We start from the raw sequence: 18,120 nt of genomic DNA, 5'->3' as shown, positions 1-18,120 counted from the left end.
ACCCGGGGTCAAGCGAACAGGGAAGGCTGGCCCAGCTGCCCCAGCAGCTTCTTGATCGGCGAGGGCAGGGCGGCTTCGTCGATGCGTGCCAGGTCCCACCACACGTAGCCGGCTGGGGTCTCTGCGCACGCGGCCAGCGCGATCCGGTAGGGATGGATGTGCAGCTTGTAGTGCGTGAAGCCGTGTTCCAGCGGCAGCAGCGTTTCGGTTTCCACAACCGTGCCGAACTTCTCCGCCGCTTCGGCTGCAGCGCCCAGGTCGAGCGCTTCCTCGTCCAGCGCCACGTGGCCGTCGACTTCCGGCAGCGACAGCAGCCCGCCCCAGATGCCGGTGCCCGGCCGCTGCTCGAGCAGCACCTGGCCGCCATCGATCACGACCAGCATCTGCGCGCGCTTTTCCGGCGTCGTCTTTTTCGGTTTGCGGACCGGCAGCTCGGCGGTGCGGCCCGTGGCATGGGCCACGCAGCGGTCTTGCAGCGGGCAGCGCGGGCAGTCCGGGCGCGAGCGCGTGCACAGGGTCGCGCCCAGGTCCATCAAGCCCTGCGTATAGGACTCGATCCCCTCTTCGGCAGGCGTCAGCGCTTCCGCACGCCGCCACAGCGCATCCTCGACCGGCTTCAGGCCGGGATACTGGTCGATGCCGAACACGCGCGCAAACACGCGCTTGACGTTCCCGTCCAGGATCGCGGCGCGGGTGCCGCTCGAAAAAGCGGAGATGGCCGCCGCGGTCGAACGGCCGATGCCGGGCAGGTCGGCCAGCAGCGCCGGGTCGGAAGGGAACACGCCATCGTATTCGGCCACCACGCGGCGCGCGCAGGCGTGCAGGTTGCGCGCCCGCGTGTAGTAGCCCAGGCCGGCCCAGTAGGTCATCACGTCTTCCACCGGCGCCGCGGCCAGCGCCTGCACGTCCGGGAAGCGCTCCAGGAAGCGCGCGTAATAGCCGAGCACCGCGCTCACCTGGGTCTGCTGCAGCATGATCTCGGACAGCCAGATGCGGTAGGCGTCGCGCGTGTTCTGCCAGGGCAGGGCGTGGCGGCCGTGCCGGCGCTGCCAGTCGATCACGGCGCGTGAAAAGCTCGGGTCTGCCAGCGCGCTCGTACCCTGCGTGGCGTCGAATTCGGTCAATCGTTTCATGCAACTTCCAGTGAGGGCGACGCCGATGCCGGTGCCGGCTGCGCATCCGGCGCATTCAGCACCCGCGTCACCGTACCCGCCAGCGTCGCCAGGCGTGATTTGACCTGCTCGAGGTCCTGTTGGGCCGCCTCGAAGGCGGCGATCTTCTGTTCCAGTCCCTCGGTCGCATCGTGGATGCGCTGGATCGAGGACTGGCGGTGGCGCAGCTGTTCGCGGTGCTGGCGGATCTGCGCTTCCAGCGGCGCCATGATCACCTTCAGCCAGGCTTCGACGTCGGCATTCGCGGCGCGGAAGCTGTGTTTGACACGCGCGGCGATCGAGTCGACGAAGCGTTCCAACAGCGTGCCGCGGCTGGTGATGAGCAGGGTCGCGGTGCCGGACTGCTTCTGCCAGATCGCCTCGATGGCGTCGATCTCGCTGCGGTAGCGCGCCAGCGACAAGGCCATCGGCATCGCCAGTGCCAGGCCGTGCTCGGCCGAGAAGCGGCGGTACATGGTTTCCATCATTGCGCCGATCTCGCCGATCTTCGCGCTGGCCGCGTCGAGCCTGGCGCGGGCTTCGTCGAAGAACACGCGCACCGGCGCGCGCATGCCGGTGCTGAAGCGCACGCCTTCCATCGCGGTGCGGACGGCATCGACCTGTGCCTGCACCACGTCCATGCCGATGCAGGTGTAGAGCTCCGTCGACAGCGTCGCGAACACCGCGCGCGTGCCCTGCAGTTTAAAAAGGCTGGCGTCGAACTCCTTCTTCTCCATCTCGACGCGGCGCACCATGTGCGCGATCACGCCCTGGTTCTTGCCGCGCAAGCTTTGCAGCTCCTGCAGCTGCTCGACCAGGTCGCGGATGCGCGTGGCCAGCAGCGCCTGCTGGCCGGCGGTGATCGCCGCCATGTCTTCGCGTAGCTGGCGGCGCAGGATGTCCTGGCGCGCCGGAATCAGCTCGTTGAACAGCGCCGCTTCCAGCAGCCCGATGCGGCTCTTCTCGAACAGCGCCATGTCCTGGGTCACGCGCCCGACGAGACCCTTGTGCGCCGACACCGGAAACACCTGCTGTTCCTGCACGCCCAGCAGCTGGGCCACGCTGGCCTGTTGGCGCGCGATCGCGGCGTCGTTCTCTTCGCTGCTGCGTAGCTCGTCCCACAGCGCGTCGATCTTGTTCAGCACCACCATGCGTCCTGCGGAGGAACCGGATGCGGCGCCGATGTGGGTGCGCCAGACTTCGATGTCGCTTCGGGTCACGCCGGTCTCGGCGGCCAGGATGAACAGCACCGCGTGCGCGTTCGGGATCAGATTCAGGGTCAGCTCGGGCTCGGTGCCGATCGCGTTCAGGCCCGGCGTGTCCAGGATCACCAGGCCCTGTTTCAGCAGCGGATGCGGGAAGTTGATGAGCGCATGCCGCCATTGCGGGATCTCGACCTGGCCGTCGTCGCCGAGGGTCGCGGACAGGTCCGGGTCTTCCGGATCGTACAGGCCGTAGCTGCTGGCTTCGGCGACGCTCACGCGGCGCGTCAGGCTGACCTGGCGGAAGGTGGCGATCATGCGCTCGGGCGAGTCCAGGTCCAGCGGCAGCACGGTCCAGGCGGCGGGATCGTCGCGGTAATCGCTGGTGGCCAGACGCTGGGCGCGGGTCTCGATCGGCAGCAGGCGGAGGCAGGGCGGCAGTTGCGGATCGTAGGCCAGCTCGGTCGGGCACATGGTGGTGCGGCCCGGGCTGGACGGCACGATGCGCTGGCCGTAATCGGCGAAGAACAGCGCGTTGATCAGCTCGGATTTGCCGCGCGAGAACTCGGCCACGAAGGCCACCGACAGGCGGTCGTCGCGCACGCGGGTGAGGGCGCGCGCCAGGTGTTGTTCGGCGGCGCCGTCCAGCAATTCGGCGGCCTGGACCCAGCCGCGATATTGTTCCAGCGCGTCGGCCACGCGTGCGCGCCAGGCCCCGTATTCTTGAATATCTTGCATGTTGTGCCGCCTGATTGGGAACTATTTCTGGCAGGTCGCGCAGTAGAAGGTCGACCGCTGGCCCTGCACGATCTGGCGCACCGGCGCGCCACAGTTTCTGCAAGGCACTCCTGCACGATCATAGACGAAATATGTCTGCTGGAAATATCCAGATTGCCCATTTACCGCAATAAAGTCACGCAGAGTGCTGCCGCCTTGCACGATCGCGGCCGCAAGAATTTCGCGGATGGCCTCGGCCAGCTTGTCGTAGCGGGCGCGGCTGATGCGCGACGCCGCCGTCTTCGGGTTGATGCCGGCGCGGAACAGGCTTTCGCAGGCGTAGATGTTGCCGACCCCGACCACGATGTCGCCCTGCAACAGCACCTGCTTGATCGGCGCGCTGCGCTTCCTGGTTTCGCGGTGCAGCAGGGCGCCCGAGAAGCCGTCTTCGAGCGGCTCGACGCCCAGGCCGCGCAGCAGGATGTGCTGTTCGAGTTCGCCATCGTCGTTGGCATGCCAGAGCACGGCGCCGAAGCGGCGCGGATCGTGCAGGCGCAGCACGCGCCGGCCTTCGGGGCCGCGCACGATCAGGTCGAAGTGGTCGTGCTTTTTCAGCTCGACGCCCTCGGGCAGCACGCGCAGGTGGCCGGACATGCCGAGATGGACGATCAGCGTGCCGTGCGCGAAATGGATCAGCAGATACTTGCCGCGCCGGCTGGTCGACAGGATTTCACGGCCGCTCAGCAGCGCGTCCAGGTTCGGCGGGAAGGGCCAGCGCAGGCCCTCGCGGCGCAGCACGACCTGTTCGACGACACGGCCTTCCAGGTGCGGTGCAACGCCGCGCCGGGTGACTTCAACTTCTGGGAGTTCGGGCATGTTTCAATGAAGAACAGAGGAAAAGTATGTAAATTCGTGTTGCAACGGCGCACGCGCGGGGGACGTTAAGCGTAGAATCGGTCCATCTTGTCAATGCGGGATCGACCTTGAAAAACACTTTCGCCATTGTAACTCTCTCGGCCTTGTTATCTGCATGCGCTGTGGCGCCCAAACAGCAGCCGCAGGACGCGCAAACCCGTGATCATTCGGACCAGCCGCTGGCCGCCGCCGAGGCCCAGCGCCGCGCTGCCGCCGGCGAGCCGGCCCAGGACGACGCCACGCCGGGAGACGAGCAGGCCCCGAACGTGAACATGACGCCCCAGATGATGTACCAGCTCATGAATGCCGAGCTGGCCTTCAAGAAGGGCGACTGGCAGGGGCCTTACCTCACGCTGATGAGCCTGGCCCAGCAGACCAAGGACCCGCGTCTGGCCAAGCGCGCCACCGAAATGGCGCTGGCAGCCAAGCAGTCCGACGACGCACTCGCCGCCGTCAAGCTGTGGCGCCAGCTGGCGCCGACTTCCGACGAGGCCAACCAGTACTATCTGGGGCTGGTGGTCGTGTCCGACAACCTCGTCGAAGCAGAAAATGCGCTCAAGCAGCGCCTGGCCGAGGCGCCCCCGGGCGCCCGCGGGCTGGTGATGTTCCAGATGCAGCAGCTGGTGATGCGCGCCAAGGACAAGGAAGCGGCCATCGTCATGCTCGAGCGCCTGGTCGCGCCCTACGGCAACATGATGGAAGCCCACGTGGTGCTGGCGCAGACCGCGCTGGCCCGCGGCGCCAAAGCGGACGCCCAGCGCGAAGCGCGCGCCGCGCTGCAGATCAAGCCCGATTCCGAGATCGCCATCCTGACCCTGGCCCAGGTGACGGAAGGCGAGGAGCAGTCCGCGAAGGTGCTGGCCGACTACCTGGCCGCGCACCCGGACGCCAAAGACGTGCGCGTGGCCTATGCCCGCATGCTGGTCAATGCCAAGCAGTACGAAGCCGCGCGCCAGCAATTCCTCACCCTCGACAAGGCCCAGCCGAACAATCCCGGCACCCTGTACGCGCTCGGCATCCTGTCGATGCAGATGAACGACAACAAGGCCGCCGAAGACTATTTCACGCGCTTCGTCGACGTGATGGACAAGACCCCGGACGAGGAGCGCGACCCGACCAAGGCCGTGCTGATCCTGTCCCAGATCGCCGAGGAACGCGGCGATATCCCGGCGGCCCTGGGTTGGCTCGACCGCCTCGACACCAACGATCCGAAGATCCAGCTCGGCGCCGACCTGCGCCGCGCGCAATTGACCGCCAAGCAAGGCGACCTGGCCGGCGCCCGCAAGCTGCTCGGCACGCTCAAGCCCGAAGACCCGACCGAGCAGGCCCAGGTCGTGCTCATCGAGGCCCAGCTGTTGCGCGACGCCGGCAAGTCCCAGGAAGCCTTCAAGCTGATGGAGCAGGGCCTCAAGCGCTTCCCGGATAACATGGATTTCCTGTACGACTACGCGCTGATGGCCGAGAAGCTGGGCAAGACCCAGGTCATGGAAAAGTCGCTGCGCAAGGTGATCGCCAAGGCGCCGGACAACCAGCACGCCTACAACGCCCTCGGCTATTCGCTGGCGGACCGCAACGTGCGCCTGAAGGAAGCCCATGCGCTGATTGAGAAGGCCCAGAAGATGGCGCCGAACGATCCCTTCATCATGGACAGCATGGGCTGGGTGCAGTATCGCCTCGGCAAGCTGGACGCGGCCGAAGCCCAACTGCGCAAGGCCTACCAGCTGCGCAACGACCCGGAGATCGGCATCCACCTGGGTGAGGTGCTGTGGAAGAAGGGCCAGCACGACGATGCACGCAAGCTGTGGCGAGAAGCGCAGGCCAAGGATCCGAAGAACGATGCGCTGAAAAGCACGCTGAGCCGCCTGCGCGCTTCGCTTTGAGGCCTGAAATAATCTTTTACTATAAACGTCGTTCCCGCGCAGGCGGGAACCCAAGCCAGCACCGATGCCAATCACCCGATTCTCCCGCCACCTCCTTGCCGCAGCCTTTGCCATCTCCCTGGCCGGCTGCGCCACCTCCACCGCCAACCTGTCCAGCGCCCCGGTCGGCGCCTACCGCGACACCATCGACCTGAACGGCAAGATCAATGTCGTCTACCAGAAGAGCGAAGGTGGCCGGGAAGGCGTCAACGGGCAATTCAGCTGGACCCAGCGCCCGGGCCGCATCGAGGTCGCCTTGTTCACCCCAACCGGGCAGACTGCCGCCGAGATCACCGTGACGCCGGAGTCCGCCACGCTGACCCAGGCCAACCGCGAACCACGCACGGCCAAGGACATCGACGCGCTGACCCAGCAGGCCCTCGGCTATGCGCTGCCGGTGGCCGGCCTGCGCGACTGGCTGCAGGGCTATGCGGTCGACGCGCAAGGCAAGCGCTTCGTGGCATCGCCGTCCAACAACAATGTGCAGACGCGCGATGGTTGGCAGCTGCGCTTTACCGAGTGGCAAGACAAGCCGGGAGCGAACGGCGCACCGCTGCCGAAGCTCATCCGTGCGGAGCGCGGCGCCACCGGCAACGGCGGCGAGCTCTCGATCGGCATCACGATCTTCCCGGAAAGCTGAGATGGCCCTGACTGCGCTGCACGGCTGCCCGGCACCGGCCAAGCTCAATTTGTTCCTGCACGTCACCGGCCGCCGCCCTGACGGCTACCACTTGCTGCAATCGGTGTTCCAGCTGATCGACCACGGCGACATCCTGGACTTCGACCTGCGCGACGACGAACGCATCGTCCGCGTCAACGACGTGCCGGGCGTGCCGGAAGAGCAGGACCTGATCGTGCGCGCCCTGCGGGCACTGCAGGCCGAATACCGGCGCCGCCACGGCAAACTGCCGCCAGGCATCGCCGTGCGTATCGAGAAGCGCCTGCCGATGGGTGGCGGGCTGGGCGGCGGTTCATCCGATGCCGCCACCGCGCTGATGGCCGCGAATCACTTGTGGCAGGTCGGTTTGAACACGGACGAGCTGATCGCGCTTGGCCTGCCGTTGGGCGCGGATATCCCGTTCTTCCTGTTCGGCGAGACCGCATTTGCCGAAGGCGTGGGCGAGGCCCTGCAGGCGGTGCCGGGCCCGGATTGCTGGTATGTGGTGATCGAGCCGGGTGTCTCGGTGCCGACCGCCGCGATTTTTACGGCACCCGATTTGACAAGAAACACGAAACCCATTACAGTAGCGGACTTCCTAGGGCGCAACACTGAATCGCAAGGTTCTGTTGAGTTCGGGAAAAATGATTTGCAGGACGTGGCAGCTCGCCTGTTCCCGCCGGTAGCAGAGGCGATCGAATGGTTGGGCAATCACGGGGCGGCCAGGATGACTGGCTCCGGAGCGTGCGTATTCAGCGCGTTTTCCACAGAGCAAGAAGCAGAGCAGGTGCTGAAGCAGGTGCCGGCGAAGTGGATAGCGTGGAAAACAAGGTCGCTAACGAAACATCCGATGAAATCGCTCTTGCAAATCAACGAGTTGTAGAATAAAATTTTGCCTGTCGACGCAACGGCAACATAGCTGAAGCGGCGGCAGCAAATAAGCAGTACAAGTTTCAGTGTAGGGGAATCGCCAAGCTGGTTAAGGCACCGGATTTTGATTCCGGCATACCAAGGTTCGAATCCTTGTTCCCCTGCCAAAGATTTATTGCCTGACCTGTTGATGACTAGTGCTCCAGCAGGCAATGTAAAGTGGAGCCGCCTAGAGCGGCCCATTTTTTTTGTAGTTCAGAATCTTTCAATTTTACTCTTCTTCTGGGACTCCCCATGGCTTACGAAAACCTGATGGTTTTTACCGGCAATGCCAATCCGGCGCTAGCAGAAGGGGTCGCAAAAAGCCTCGGTATTCCTCTTGGTAAGGCCGTGGTCTCGAAGTTCTCCGACGGCGAAGTGATGGTCGAAATTAACGAGAACGTTCGTGGCAAGGACGTCTTCGTTCTGCAATCGACCTGCGCTCCCACCAACGACAGCCTCATGGAAATCATGCTGATGGTCGACGCTCTCAAGCGCGCATCGGCAGGCCGCATCACCGCGGCGATTCCGTACTTCGGCTATGCCCGCCAGGACCGCCGTCCGCGTTCGGCGCGTGTCGCGATCTCGGCCAAAGTGGTCGCCAACATGCTGGAAGAAGCCGGCGTCGAACGTGTGCTGATCATGGATCTGCACGCCGACCAGATCCAGGGCTTCTTCGACATCCCGGTCGACAACATCTACGCATCGCCGATCCTGCTGGGCGACCTGCAGAAGCGCAACTACGACGACCTGCTGGTCGTGTCGCCGGACGTCGGCGGCGTGGTGCGTGCCCGTGCGCTGGCCAAGCGTCTCGGCTGCGACCTGGCGATCATCGACAAGCGTCGCCCGAAGGCGAACGTGTCGGAAGTCATGAACATCATCGGTGAAGTCGAAGGCCGTAACTGCGTGATCATGGACGACATGGTCGACACCGCAGGCACGCTGACCAAGGCCGCCGAAGTCCTGAAAGAACGTGGCGCCAAGAAAGTTGTGGCTTATTGCACGCACCCGGTTCTGTCCGGTCCGGCAATCGACCGCATCTCGAATTCGCCGCTGGACGAACTGGTCGTCACCGACACCATCCCGCTGAGCGAAGCCGGCCGTGCTTGCGGCAAGATCCGCCAGCTGACCTGCGCGCCGCTGCTGGCTGAAACCTTCAAGCGTATCGTGAAGGGCGACTCAGTTATCTCGCTGTTCGTCGACTAAGATAGAAAACGCGGGCACGGGGTGCCCACCCTACATTGAACGGTAGGGTGGGCACCCTGTGCCCACGTCCACGCAAGCTATACAGAATTTCTTGAGTGCGTAACATTGCGCTCATTTCACGGAAGCCCCTGGTCGCGGGGGCGACCACCACCGGGCAAGCGGGCCGGCCATGCCGGCATTCGAGCCCACATTACTTGGAGTAACACCATGAAAGTAGTCGCATTCAAACGCGAACAGCAGGGGACCGGAGCGAGCCGCCGCCTGCGCAACGCTGGCCAGACCCCTGGCATCATCTACGGTGGCGCTGGCGCCCCGGAACTGATCGCCGTCGATGGCAACGCGCTGTTCCACGCGCTCAAGAAAGAAGCTTTCCACGGCGCCGTCCTGGACCTGGAACTGGACGGTCAAGCCCAGCAAGTCCTGCTGCGTGACTTCCAGATGCACGCATACAAGCAACTGGTCCTGCACGTGGACTTCCAGCGCGTCGACGCTTCGCAGCCGATCCACACCAAGGTCGCCCTGCACTTCGTCAACGCCGACGTCTCGCCGGCCGTCAAGCTGAGCGGCGCCATCGTTTCGCACGTGCTGAACGAGCTGGACGTCACCTGCCTGCCGGGCAAGCTGCCGGAATTCATCACCGTCGACCTGAGCAAGCTGGAAGCCGGTCAATCGGTGCACGTGTCCGACCTGACCCTGCCGGAAGGCGTGAGCATCGTTGCCCACGGCAAGGACCAGACCGTCGCTACCTCGTCGATCCCGCGTGGTGCTGCTACGGCTGAAGCCGCTGCTGAGTAATTGCTGTTTGTTGCCGCTCTCCCGGGAGCGGCACGATAAAAACCCGCTGCGACCCCGCGTCCGGCGGGTTTTTTGTTTTCTGCTCAGGTGTTCGCGGTTTTCCGCGATAATCGAGCTTTACGATTCGATTGACGCTTTATGCACATCCGCCTGATCGTCGGCCTCGGCAACCCCGGCCCGGAATACGAAACCACCCGCCACAACGCCGGCTTCTGGCTGGTCGACAACCTCGCCAACACGCTGCCCGGCTGCCGGCTGCAGCGCGAATCGCGTTTCAACGCCATGGTGGCGAAGACGTCCATCTCGGGCAAGGAAGTCTGGCTGCTGGAGCCGCTGACCTTCATGAACCGCTCCGGGCAGTCCGTCGGCGCGCTGGCGCGCTTCTTCAAGATCGCGCCGGAAGAGATCCTGGTCGTGCACGACGAACTCGACCTGCCGCCCGGCGCGGCCAAGCTCAAGCGCGGCGGCTCCTCGGGTGGCCACAACGGCCTGAAGGACATCACCTCGGCGCTCGGCACCCAGGATTACTGGCGTCTGCGCCTCGGCATCGGCCATCCGCGCACCCTCAACCTGCAGCAGGCGGTGGTCGATTTCGTGCTGCACCGCCCACGCCGCGAAGAGCAGACGCTGATCGAGGAAGCGATCGACAAGGCGCTGCGCATTATTCCGATGGTGTGCGAAGGGAAGATGGCGGCGGCGACCACGCAGCTGCATACGGAGTAGGGTGGGCACCCCGTGCCCACGGGGAAGGTAGAGGTCTGCAAGCGTGCGCGTGGGCTCGGAGAGTCCACCCTGCTAAATCAGGCCGCGGGTCAGCGCCTTCAAGGTCGCCGCCGGCCGCGAACTGGCCTCCAGCTTCTCGAAAATCGTATCGACATGGGTCCGCACGCTGGCCGGGGTGATCTTCATCGCGCGCGCCGCCTCGCGGCTGGTTTCGCCCAGGCTGATGTGGCGCAGCACCTCGACTTCGCGCGAGGACAGCAGCGCATCGCGCACCGGTTTCGCACGCCCGGGCTTCGGCGCCATCGAGCGCGCCGCCTCGAGCACCGCGCTCACCGCCTGCCGGTCGAAGCGCCCGGCGCCGGCCTGTGCCACCAGCAGGGTGCCGGCGGCTGCCTCGCCATGGGCCGGGCGCCAGGGCCGCGGCGAGGTCAGCGCCGCGTAGGCCGCGGCCACCGCCAGCACCCGTTCCTGCGGTCCGATCGCTTCGCCGCGCGCCTTGCGGAAGTAACCGCTGCCATCCAGGCGCTCGTAGACGAAGGAGGCCAGCGTGGTATCGTGGGCGATGGCGGGCACCAGGACCGCGGCGCGCGCGGTCCAGAACGGCACTTTGCGTACCTGGTCCCAGTCGAGGTCGCCGAGCTTGGCCGGCCGCTGCCAGACGCTGTTCGGCACCGCCACGCGGCCGATCCCGTGCAGCAGGGCGGCCCGCACCAGCGGCTTTTCCTCGAGGGCGATCAGGCCGGCGCCGACCGCGCTGCGCTTGGCCAGCGCTGCCACCCGGCGCGAATAGCCGGCCAGCCAGGGCAGCTTCAACTCGATCACATCGGCGATGATGGTGAGCGGCACGCGGCGGTCGTGGCCGGCGTAGTCGGCCGCGCAGGACGGCTCGCCCAGCGCATCCAGCCAGTCCTGGGCATGCGGTGCCAGGCGTTCGACCAGGGTCGCCGGGTACTTCACGCCGGCGCGCTCGCCGATCAGGCGCATCGCACCCTCGGTGCCGTGGGCCGGCGCCAGCACTTCCAGGTCGCCGGCCAGGCGCACGTAGAACACGGCGCGCGGGATGTTCGGGGCGAACAGCGCGTCCTGCATGTCGCCGCGGGCGTGGCTGCCGAACAGGTGGCGCAGCGCTTCCTCGACGTCCGGCGCCAGCCCCAGCAAGGCGGCGATGTCGCCCGCCACCTCGCATTGCATCTCGGCCAGCGGCAGCACGTTCGGCAGGGTCAGGTTGGGATTGCCGGACAGGGTACGCGTTACCATGGCGTGGCGGCCGAGGACGTCGTCGCCCAGCAGGTTGGAAAAGCCGGGCGCCGTCGCCGTGCTGCCGGACCAGCGCAGCAGCCCGACCAGGCGCGTGCTGGTGCAGGCATCCGCGGCATCGCCGTTTTCTTCCGCCAGGCGTGCGGCCAGGCGCGCCGTCCGGACCGAGTGGTCGGGCGGCAGGCCCATGCTCAGGTCGCCGACCATGGCCAGCACCTGCACGGCATCTTCCACGCTGATGGTTTCGTCGAGTTGCATGGCCATAATGTAACGGCCAACACGAGAGTGAACAAGGAGCACGCAATGAAGATTCGTATCCGGCGCTACCGGCCGGCCGACCGCAAGGCGGTACTGGCCGCTTTCCGCAGCAATGTCCCGGACCATTTTCCGGCCTCGGAGGAAGCCTGGCTGCGTTCGGCGCTCGATGAACCGGACGGCCCTTTCTTCGTCGCGGTCGAAGGTGAGGAGGTGCTGGCCTTCGGCGGCTACGAGCTCTCTCCCTTCTACAACCTGGGCACGCTGGTATTCGGCCTGGTGCGTGCCGACCGCCACGGCACCGGCCTCGGCCGCGCCCTGCTGCATTACCGCCTGCTGCACATGGCCGGCCGCAAGGCGCGCCCGCGCTGGGTAACGGTCGACACGCACCCGCACACGGCAGGCTTTTTCGAACGCTGCGGTTTCGAGGTCATCGCGCGCTGGCCCGGCGGCTACCGCTCCGGCCGCGACCGGGTCGACTTGCGCTTCGAGCTGAGCGATGCCGCCGTGGAGAAGTTGCGCGCGGCCTAGTCGCCGCTCACCACGACCTGGCTGCGCAGATCGCGCTGGATGCGTTCCAGCGCCGGCTGCATGGCACGGTAGTCGGCAGGCGTACAGGTGGCGCTGCCATGGCGGAAGCTCAGGCGGCGCTTGATTACGACGGCGCTGCCGCGCCGCGCATAGCTGGCGTGGTAATAGATGCCGCCATCCATCAGCTTGAGCGGCTTGGGCAGGGCGAGGATGCGCACGCCTTTCGGGAAGCGGAAGCCGGTCTCGTCTTCGTGATCGATGGCGGGGCAGACGAAATCCTGGCGCCGCTCGCTTTCCTGGCCGAGGCTGGACACCGCTTCCGCCAGCCCGCCCCAGGCATCGTAGCTGGTGGCCAGGGCGCTCGGTCCGGGCAGTTCGAGGAAGCCCTCGCTGGTGCCGGAAAAGGACAGCCTGACCTCGTCCGCGCTGCCCTTGCCCGAGGACGCATCGAACACGCCGCGGCTTTTGCGCCCGAGGCCCTGCAGCATGCGCTGCGCAAAGGCTTCGCGCTCGGCCTGGCGCGCATCGCGCAAGGCGCTGCGGTAGGGTTCGGCGACGGCGCCGACCGCTGTCTTGCTGAGTTTGAAGCTGCTGCGGCCATCGCGGCGGATGTCGAACCAGGCTGTACTGCGCTTGCGTTCGGGCTGCAGGATCGGCGTCATCGCAAAGGTCCCGGTTCTCAAGAGCAGCACCGGCTTGCCGAGCAGGGCGGGCGGCAGGTAGCCGGCGCCGACCGCTTCGGCGGTCGAATCGAGGTAGAGGTCGAGGCTGGGCACGTAGGTGATCATGTGGTTGAACACGCCCAGCGTCGGCGTTTCCGGCAGGCGGTAGGCATTGCCGCTATTGACCAGCGCGCCGGTGGACTCGATGCCGGCCGCGGCCAGCAAGGCTTCGAGCAGGCCGGCGTGGTCCTTGCAGTCGCCGTAACGGTTCTCCAGCACGGTGCTGGCCGGATGCTGCACCACGCCGCCCGGTCCGACGTAGACGCCGACGTAACGGATGTTGTCGCGCACCCAGTTCGACAGCGCCAGTGCGCGGGCGCGCGTGTCCGGCAGCCCGGCCGTGAGCTGGCGCGCCAGGGCGGCGATGGCGGGCGCGGGCGGGGTGCGGCCGGCGGCATTGCTTGCATTGGCGGCCAGCGCGCGGAAAGCCCCGACAAAGGCCGCGTAATCGGCAAAGGTCGACACCGCCAGCCGCTTACCGTAGTCCAGGTAGCTGACCGCGCCGGCTTCCAGGCGTTCGTTGTCGCCGTTCAGGTAGCGCCACTGGTAGCGCCGCCGTCCCGGCGGATTCTCGCCCGGCACGGGCACGAAGCCGGCCGCATCGGCGTACAAGGGCATCGTGGACGGCATGTCGTAGATCAGCAGGGTGTTTTTACTGGCGTAGAAGGGCGCCGACGACAGGTCTTCGAAGTTGCCCGGGAAAAGCCCGGCCTTGCGCCGCAGCGTGTAGCGCAGCACCAGCTGGTCGCCGACCGCCACCTCGGGAAATACCACGACTTTCAGGCGTGTGTCCTCGAACATCGGCGCTTCGCCCGCGCCGGTGGCGGCTTCCTGCTGGTCCAGTACCTGGCCCGGCTGCACCGGCACGCGCCGCCCATCGGGCTTCTGGGTCCAGGCCTCGAGCGCCAGGATGTCGTCCAGCGTGCGGTTGTAGCCGATCGCGTACTGGCCGTGGCCACGCAGGGCGCGCTGCTGGACGATGGTCTTGGCGAGGTCGACGTTCAGGCGGTAGCTGCCGTCGGTCTCGACCGTGTAATGCTGGATGTGGCGGTCGATCACCAGCGCCGGATCGGTGCCGGTGTCGCGCGCCAGCACCGGTCCAGAGGCGAACAGGCAGCACAGGGGCAGCCACAGGGACAGCCACAGGGTCAAGACACGGCAAACTCGGCGAGGCATGCAGGCTCCGGGCGCAGGGGCGCAAACGCGACCGGCCCATGTTACGGTGGCTCAAGCTGCTACCCTTGAGCCGGCGCAAGCGTGCCTTTGCGCTCCTTACTCGTACCGCAATGCGTCGATCGGATCCAGACGCGCCGCCTGGCTGGCCGGCACCACCCCGAACACCACGCCCACGCCGCCCGAGAACAGCACCGACAGCGCCACCGCCCACCACGGCACCACGGCCGGCGGGAAGTCGGGGATCATGGCGGCAATGCCGATGCCCAGCGCATAGCCGATGATCAGCCCGAGCAGGCCGCCCAGCAGCGACAGCGTCACCGCCTCGATCAGGAACTGCAGCAGGATGTCGCGGCTGCGCGCGCCGATCGCCTTGCAGATGCCGATCTCGCGGGTCCGCTCCTTCACCGACACCAACATGATGTTCATGATGCCGATCCCGCCCACCAGCAGGGCGATGCCGACCACGCCGCCCATCACCAGGGTCACGGTCGTGCTGAGCTTGTCGAAGCTTTTTGCGATCTGGTCGGCCGATTCGATCTCGAAATCGTCGCGTTCGTCCGCCTTCAGGCGGTGCGCCACGCGCATCACGCTGCGGATATGGTTGCGCGTCTCGTCCAGCCGGGTCAGGTCGCGCACCGCCACCGTGATCGACAGCTGCGGCCGGGTGTTGTTGCCGATCAGGCTCTGTCCCGTCTTGAACGGAATGATCATGTAGTTGTCCTGGGACATGCCGAAGATCTCGCCGCGCTTTTCCATCACGCCGACGATCTTGAACCACTCGTTCCCGTACAGGACGAACTGCCCGACCGGATTCGGCGGCAAATGCAGGTCCTCGATCAGCTTTTCGCCGATCACGGCCACGCGCCGCGCGCCGGCGTTGTCCGAATCGCTGATGAAGCGGCCCAGGCGCGCATAGCGCTGGTTCACTTCCTGGTAGCTGCCCGAGGTGGCCATCACCTGGGCCGTGGCCGACATGCCGGTAAAGCGCACCTCGGAAAATCCCGGCGAGAACACCGGGCTCAGGTCGCGGATTTCCTCGACCCGCAGGCGCAGCTGTTCGACGTCCTCGAAGCGCAGGTAGTTGATCTTGCCGCGCATGACCTCCTTGAATTCATTGTGCGGCCGGATCGTCAGGCCATTCCCGCCCAGCCCCTCGAACTGGTCGCTGACGCTTTTCGACAGGCCCTGGATCAGCGAGATCACGGTGATGACCGACGCCACGCCGATGATGATCCCGAGCGAGGTGAGAAAACTGCGCAGCCGGTGCGCGCGGATCGACGCCAGCGCCGAGCGCACGCTTTCCAGGAACAGGTTCATGCGACACGCTCCGCAACCAGGGTGTCCGACATGACGCGGCCGTCACGCAGGCGCACCACGCGCTGGCATTGTTCGGCGATCTCCGGCTCGTGGGTCACGATGACGACGGTCTGGCCGCCGGCGTGTAGTTCGCGGATCAGGTTCATGATGTCGAGGCTGGTGGCGCTGTCGAGGTTGCCGGTCGGTTCGTCGGCCAGCAGGATCGAGGGCTTGCCGACCAGCGCGCGCGCGATCGCCACCCGCTGGCGCTGGCCGCCTGACAGCTCGTTGGGCCGGTGATGCATGCGCTCGCCCAGGCCGACGCGCCGCAGGGCCTCGGTCGCCAGCGCCAGGCGCTCGCGCAGCGGCACGCCGCGGTAGATCAGCGGCTGGGCCACGTTGTCGATCGCGCTGGCGCGCGGCAGCAGGTGGAAGCTCTGGAAGATGAAGCCGATCTCCTGGTTGCGCACGCGCGCCAGGTCGTCGCCGGACATCGTCGCCACTTCGCGGCCGTTGAGCCAGTACTCGCCGCTGCTGGGCCGGTCCAGGCAGCCGACGATATTCATCATGGTCGACTTGCCGGAACCGGAGGCGCCGATGAAGGCGACCATCTCGTTGCGCTCGATCTGCAGGTCGACGCCCTGCAGCGCGCGCACGATCTGGTCGCCCATCCGGTATTTCTTGGTGATGCCCTGCAGGCGGATCACGAGGCGACCTTCGCGCCGGCGACCTTGGCATCAAGCTTCTTCGCGCTCACGGCGTCGCCGTCGCGCAGTTCGCGCAGCAGGCGCGCCGGGCCGGTCACGATGGTCTGGCCGGGCGCCAGGCCCTTGGTCACTTCCTGGTTGGCGTCGTCGGACAGGCCGAGTTCGACCTGCGTCTTTTTCGCCTTGCCGTCCTGCACCACGAACACGTAGCTGGTGTTCCTGATTTTTTCCTTGTCCCTGGCGCTGGCGGCGACTTCCTCGCTCAGCACCGCCTGGATCGGCACCGCGGGCTTGGCGCTGCTGCCTCCGACCACGATCTCGACGCGGCAGGTCATGCCCGAGCGCAGCGCCAGTTTCGGGTCGTCGAGGCGCAGCTTGACCACGTAGCTGCGGCCCTGGCTCTGGGCGCCGGGCATCGCGCTTTTCGGCGCCATCGCCACGCTTTCCACCTTGCCGATCAGCGGCTGGTCGGGGTAGGCGGCCGGGAACACCTTGGCCTGCTGGCCCACCGCCACGCGCGCGATGTCGGCTTCGTCGACGTTGACCTCGGCCATGATCGAGCCGACGTCGGCGATCGTCATCAGCGACGAGCCGGCGATGCCGGTGGCGCTGGCGACCGCCGTCTCGCCGACCTTGATCGGCACCGCGGTCACGGTGCCGTCGATTGGCGCCCGTACCTCGGTCTTGGCCAGCCGCTCGCGCGCCTGCAGCAGCATCGCGCTGGCCTGTTCCAGCGTCTCGCGGCTGGCGCGCAGGTCGACCTTGGCGACGTCGACCTGGTGCACTGAGTCGTCGTACTTCGAGATGTCGATGTACTTGGCCTTGTACAGCTGACCGGTGCGCTCCAGGCCGCGCTGCTGGTTAGACAGGTTGATCTGCGAGCGTTCGATGGCGATCGCGGCATTGCGGCGGCTGGCTTCCTGCTGCGCCACCTCGGCCAGGTAGACGGTCGGATCGAGCTTCAGCAGGATCTGGCCGCGTGCGACGTGGTCGCCTTCCTTGACCAGCACCGCCGCGACCTTGCCGATCACTTCGGCCGACAGCTGCACCTCCTGGCGGAACACCAGGTTGCCGGTGGCCAGGATCGACGGGTGGATCTCGAACTTCTGCACGGCCGCCAACTCGGCCTCGCGGGCCGGCTCGCGGTGGCCGAACTTGACCGCCACCGGGACGGCGAAGAAGGCGACCACGATGGCCGCACCGATCAGTTTCTTGCGCATGCGTTTATCCGAGGAAGGCGATTTTCGCGGCCCACAGGCCGTAGATGATCAGGTAGGGCAGGACGGCCACCAGGACGCAGGTGCCGGTCGAACGGCCGGTCCAGGCTTTCAGGCCGAGCACCGCCAGCGCGATGCTCCAGAACATGGTCAGGTCCATGCTGCCGACCAGGCTGGCCCAGGGATGCGTGACCGGCAGATGGAACAGCAGGAAGTTGAGCGAAGCCATGTTCAGGTCTTCGGGTGCCAGCCGGCCGTTCGAGGTCATGATCTGCAGCGCCGACAGCGGCACCGTCAGCAGACGCGGCACGCTGGTCCACACCGAGAAACCGAACCATTTGCCGAAGCCGATCGGCACGCCCATGATCTTGCCGGCCACCAGGTAATACAGAGCCGACACCGCCATGGCAACCAGCGTGCCTAGCACGGCGCCGATGACCGAGCTCCACATCATCGAGGTCGGCGTCATGAATTTTTCCATCGCCGCGCGCATTTCCGGCGTGGCCTTGGGCTGGGCCGCCACCGTGTGCTCGACCAGCCAGGGGAAGTCGAGAGTCGAGATCCACCAGACCATGATGCCGACGGACAGCGCGATCAGGATGAACAGGGGAAGCCAGGCCCGGGTCTTGTCCTTCAGGCGGGCGAAGGTGGACGTGGGTTCCAGAATGACGTTACCGATATCGAACAGCGCTTGCGTGGCCATGATGCCTCCGTGACAAATGGAAATTCAGTGTAGGCCAGATCCTACGAGAAAAAACTCACTG

At 66.2% G+C, this 18,120-nt stretch carries 16 protein-coding genes and 1 tRNA gene; 8 read left to right on the top strand and 9 right to left on the bottom strand.

Annotated features, from left to right (window positions below; translation table 11 throughout):
* Positions 1–8: 8 nt before the first annotated feature.
* The 3 genes from mutY to mutM are packed head-to-tail and all read right to left on the bottom strand — an operon-like array spanning position 9 to position 3,946.
* Positions 9–1,133, bottom strand: coding sequence for an A/G-specific adenine glycosylase (gene mutY / locus NX782_RS02920; RefSeq protein WP_258843997.1), 1,125 nt, complete (start codon positions 1,131–1,133; stop codon positions 9–11).
* The gene (locus NX782_RS02915) at positions 1,130–3,091 is read right to left on the bottom strand and encodes a dynamin family protein (RefSeq protein ID WP_258843996.1); all 1,962 of its coding nucleotides are present in this window, start codon (positions 3,089–3,091) and stop codon (positions 1,130–1,132) included. Before NX782_RS02915 ends, mutY begins: the two co-directional genes overlap by 4 nt.
* A 21-nt stretch (positions 3,092–3,112) precedes the next feature.
* Positions 3,113–3,946, bottom strand: coding sequence for a bifunctional DNA-formamidopyrimidine glycosylase/DNA-(apurinic or apyrimidinic site) lyase (gene mutM, locus NX782_RS02910; protein ID WP_258843995.1), 834 nt, complete (start codon positions 3,944–3,946; stop codon positions 3,113–3,115).
* A gap of 161 nt (positions 3,947–4,107) precedes the next feature.
* Between mutM and NX782_RS02905 the strand changes: the two genes are divergently transcribed.
* From NX782_RS02905 to pth, 7 genes are all read left to right on the top strand, one after another.
* Positions 4,108–5,865: a tetratricopeptide repeat protein gene (locus tag NX782_RS02905; protein WP_258843994.1), complete on the top strand. Its 1,758-nt coding sequence runs from the start codon at positions 4,108–4,110 to the stop codon at positions 5,863–5,865.
* Positions 5,866–5,929: 64 nt separating this feature from the next.
* Entirely contained in the window at positions 5,930–6,544 is a 615-nt protein-coding gene (locus tag NX782_RS02900) for an outer membrane lipoprotein LolB (protein ID WP_258843993.1), read from the top strand.
* 1 nt (position 6,545) lies between these two features.
* Entirely contained in the window at positions 6,546–7,445 is a 900-nt protein-coding gene (gene ispE, locus NX782_RS02895; RefSeq protein ID WP_258843992.1) for a 4-(cytidine 5'-diphospho)-2-C-methyl-D-erythritol kinase, read from the top strand.
* 77 nt (positions 7,446–7,522) lie between these two features.
* Positions 7,523–7,599, top strand: a tRNA-Gln gene (locus NX782_RS02890).
* Between the two features lie 127 nt (positions 7,600–7,726).
* Entirely contained in the window at positions 7,727–8,677 is a 951-nt protein-coding gene (locus NX782_RS02885; protein WP_230024151.1) for a ribose-phosphate pyrophosphokinase, read from the top strand.
* 207 nt (positions 8,678–8,884) lie between these two features.
* Positions 8,885–9,472 carry a 50S ribosomal protein L25/general stress protein Ctc gene (locus tag NX782_RS02880; protein ID WP_258843991.1) on the top strand — a complete coding sequence of 196 codons (588 nt, stop codon included), beginning with the start codon at positions 8,885–8,887 and terminating at the stop codon, positions 9,470–9,472.
* Between the two features lie 138 nt (positions 9,473–9,610).
* Positions 9,611–10,195 carry an aminoacyl-tRNA hydrolase gene (gene pth / locus NX782_RS02875; protein ID WP_258843990.1) on the top strand — a complete coding sequence of 195 codons (585 nt, stop codon included), beginning with the start codon at positions 9,611–9,613 and terminating at the stop codon, positions 10,193–10,195.
* A gap of 72 nt (positions 10,196–10,267) precedes the next feature.
* Here pth and NX782_RS02870 read toward each other — a convergent pair whose 3' ends face one another.
* Positions 10,268–11,710: an HD domain-containing phosphohydrolase gene (locus tag NX782_RS02870; protein ID WP_258843989.1), complete on the bottom strand. Its 1,443-nt coding sequence runs from the start codon at positions 11,708–11,710 to the stop codon at positions 10,268–10,270.
* A 45-nt stretch (positions 11,711–11,755) separates the two neighbouring features.
* Here NX782_RS02870 and NX782_RS02865 point away from each other — a divergent pair, with 45 nt between their 5' ends.
* Positions 11,756–12,238, top strand: coding sequence for a GNAT family N-acetyltransferase (locus tag NX782_RS02865; protein WP_258843988.1), 483 nt, complete (start codon positions 11,756–11,758; stop codon positions 12,236–12,238).
* Here the strand turns inward: NX782_RS02865 and NX782_RS02860 are convergent.
* From NX782_RS02860 to NX782_RS02840, 5 genes are all read right to left on the bottom strand, one after another.
* Positions 12,235–14,136: a DUF3857 domain-containing protein gene (locus tag NX782_RS02860; RefSeq protein WP_258843987.1), complete on the bottom strand. Its 1,902-nt coding sequence runs from the start codon at positions 14,134–14,136 to the stop codon at positions 12,235–12,237. The two genes, NX782_RS02865 and NX782_RS02860, sit on opposite strands and share 4 nt — an antisense overlap.
* A 96-nt stretch (positions 14,137–14,232) precedes the next feature.
* Complete coding sequence (locus NX782_RS02855) at positions 14,233–15,453, bottom strand: ABC transporter permease (protein ID WP_258843986.1); 1,221 nt, start codon at positions 15,451–15,453, stop codon at positions 14,233–14,235.
* On the bottom strand, positions 15,450–16,139 hold the full coding sequence (locus NX782_RS02850) for an ABC transporter ATP-binding protein (RefSeq protein WP_258843985.1): 690 nt from the start codon (positions 16,137–16,139) through the stop codon (positions 15,450–15,452). Before NX782_RS02850 ends, NX782_RS02855 begins: the two co-directional genes overlap by 4 nt.
* On the bottom strand, positions 16,136–17,359 hold the full coding sequence (locus NX782_RS02845; RefSeq protein ID WP_258843984.1) for an efflux RND transporter periplasmic adaptor subunit: 1,224 nt from the start codon (positions 17,357–17,359) through the stop codon (positions 16,136–16,138). The genes NX782_RS02850 and NX782_RS02845 overlap by 4 nt, the downstream gene beginning before the upstream one ends.
* Positions 17,360–17,363: 4 nt before the next feature.
* Positions 17,364–18,059: a YIP1 family protein gene (locus NX782_RS02840; protein ID WP_258843983.1), complete on the bottom strand. Its 696-nt coding sequence runs from the start codon at positions 18,057–18,059 to the stop codon at positions 17,364–17,366.
* Positions 18,060–18,120: the final 61 nt, after the last annotated feature.

This window comes from Massilia norwichensis (assembly GCF_024753245.1).
Taxonomy (GTDB): Bacteria; Pseudomonadota; Gammaproteobacteria; order Burkholderiales; family Burkholderiaceae_D; genus Telluria; species Telluria norwichensis.
Note: the sequence above shows the minus strand (reverse complement) of the source record. Positions and strands in the feature narration are given on the sequence as shown.

Coding starts and splice junctions, on each gene's coding strand:
- NX782_RS02855 (WP_258843986.1), bottom strand. CDS start 15,453: ATGAACCTGTTCCTGGAAAGCGTGCGCTCGGCGCTGGCGTCGATCCGC.
- NX782_RS02900 (WP_258843993.1), top strand. CDS start 5,930: ATGCCAATCACCCGATTCTCCCGCCACCTCCTTGCCGCAGCCTTTGCC.
- NX782_RS02845 (WP_258843984.1), bottom strand. CDS start 17,359: ATGCGCAAGAAACTGATCGGTGCGGCCATCGTGGTCGCCTTCTTCGCC.
- NX782_RS02880 (WP_258843991.1), top strand. CDS start 8,885: ATGAAAGTAGTCGCATTCAAACGCGAACAGCAGGGGACCGGAGCGAGC.
- NX782_RS02870 (WP_258843989.1), bottom strand. CDS start 11,710: ATGCAACTCGACGAAACCATCAGCGTGGAAGATGCCGTGCAGGTGCTG.
- pth (WP_258843990.1), top strand. CDS start 9,611: ATGCACATCCGCCTGATCGTCGGCCTCGGCAACCCCGGCCCGGAATAC.
- ispE (WP_258843992.1), top strand. CDS start 6,546: ATGGCCCTGACTGCGCTGCACGGCTGCCCGGCACCGGCCAAGCTCAAT.
- NX782_RS02865 (WP_258843988.1), top strand. CDS start 11,756: ATGAAGATTCGTATCCGGCGCTACCGGCCGGCCGACCGCAAGGCGGTA.
- NX782_RS02860 (WP_258843987.1), bottom strand. CDS start 14,136: ATGCCTCGCCGAGTTTGCCGTGTCTTGACCCTGTGGCTGTCCCTGTGG.
- mutM (WP_258843995.1), bottom strand. CDS start 3,946: ATGCCCGAACTCCCAGAAGTTGAAGTCACCCGGCGCGGCGTTGCACCG.
- NX782_RS02840 (WP_258843983.1), bottom strand. CDS start 18,059: ATGGCCACGCAAGCGCTGTTCGATATCGGTAACGTCATTCTGGAACCC.
- NX782_RS02885 (WP_230024151.1), top strand. CDS start 7,727: ATGGCTTACGAAAACCTGATGGTTTTTACCGGCAATGCCAATCCGGCG.
- mutY (WP_258843997.1), bottom strand. CDS start 1,133: ATGAAACGATTGACCGAATTCGACGCCACGCAGGGTACGAGCGCGCTG.
- NX782_RS02915 (WP_258843996.1), bottom strand. CDS start 3,091: ATGCAAGATATTCAAGAATACGGGGCCTGGCGCGCACGCGTGGCCGAC.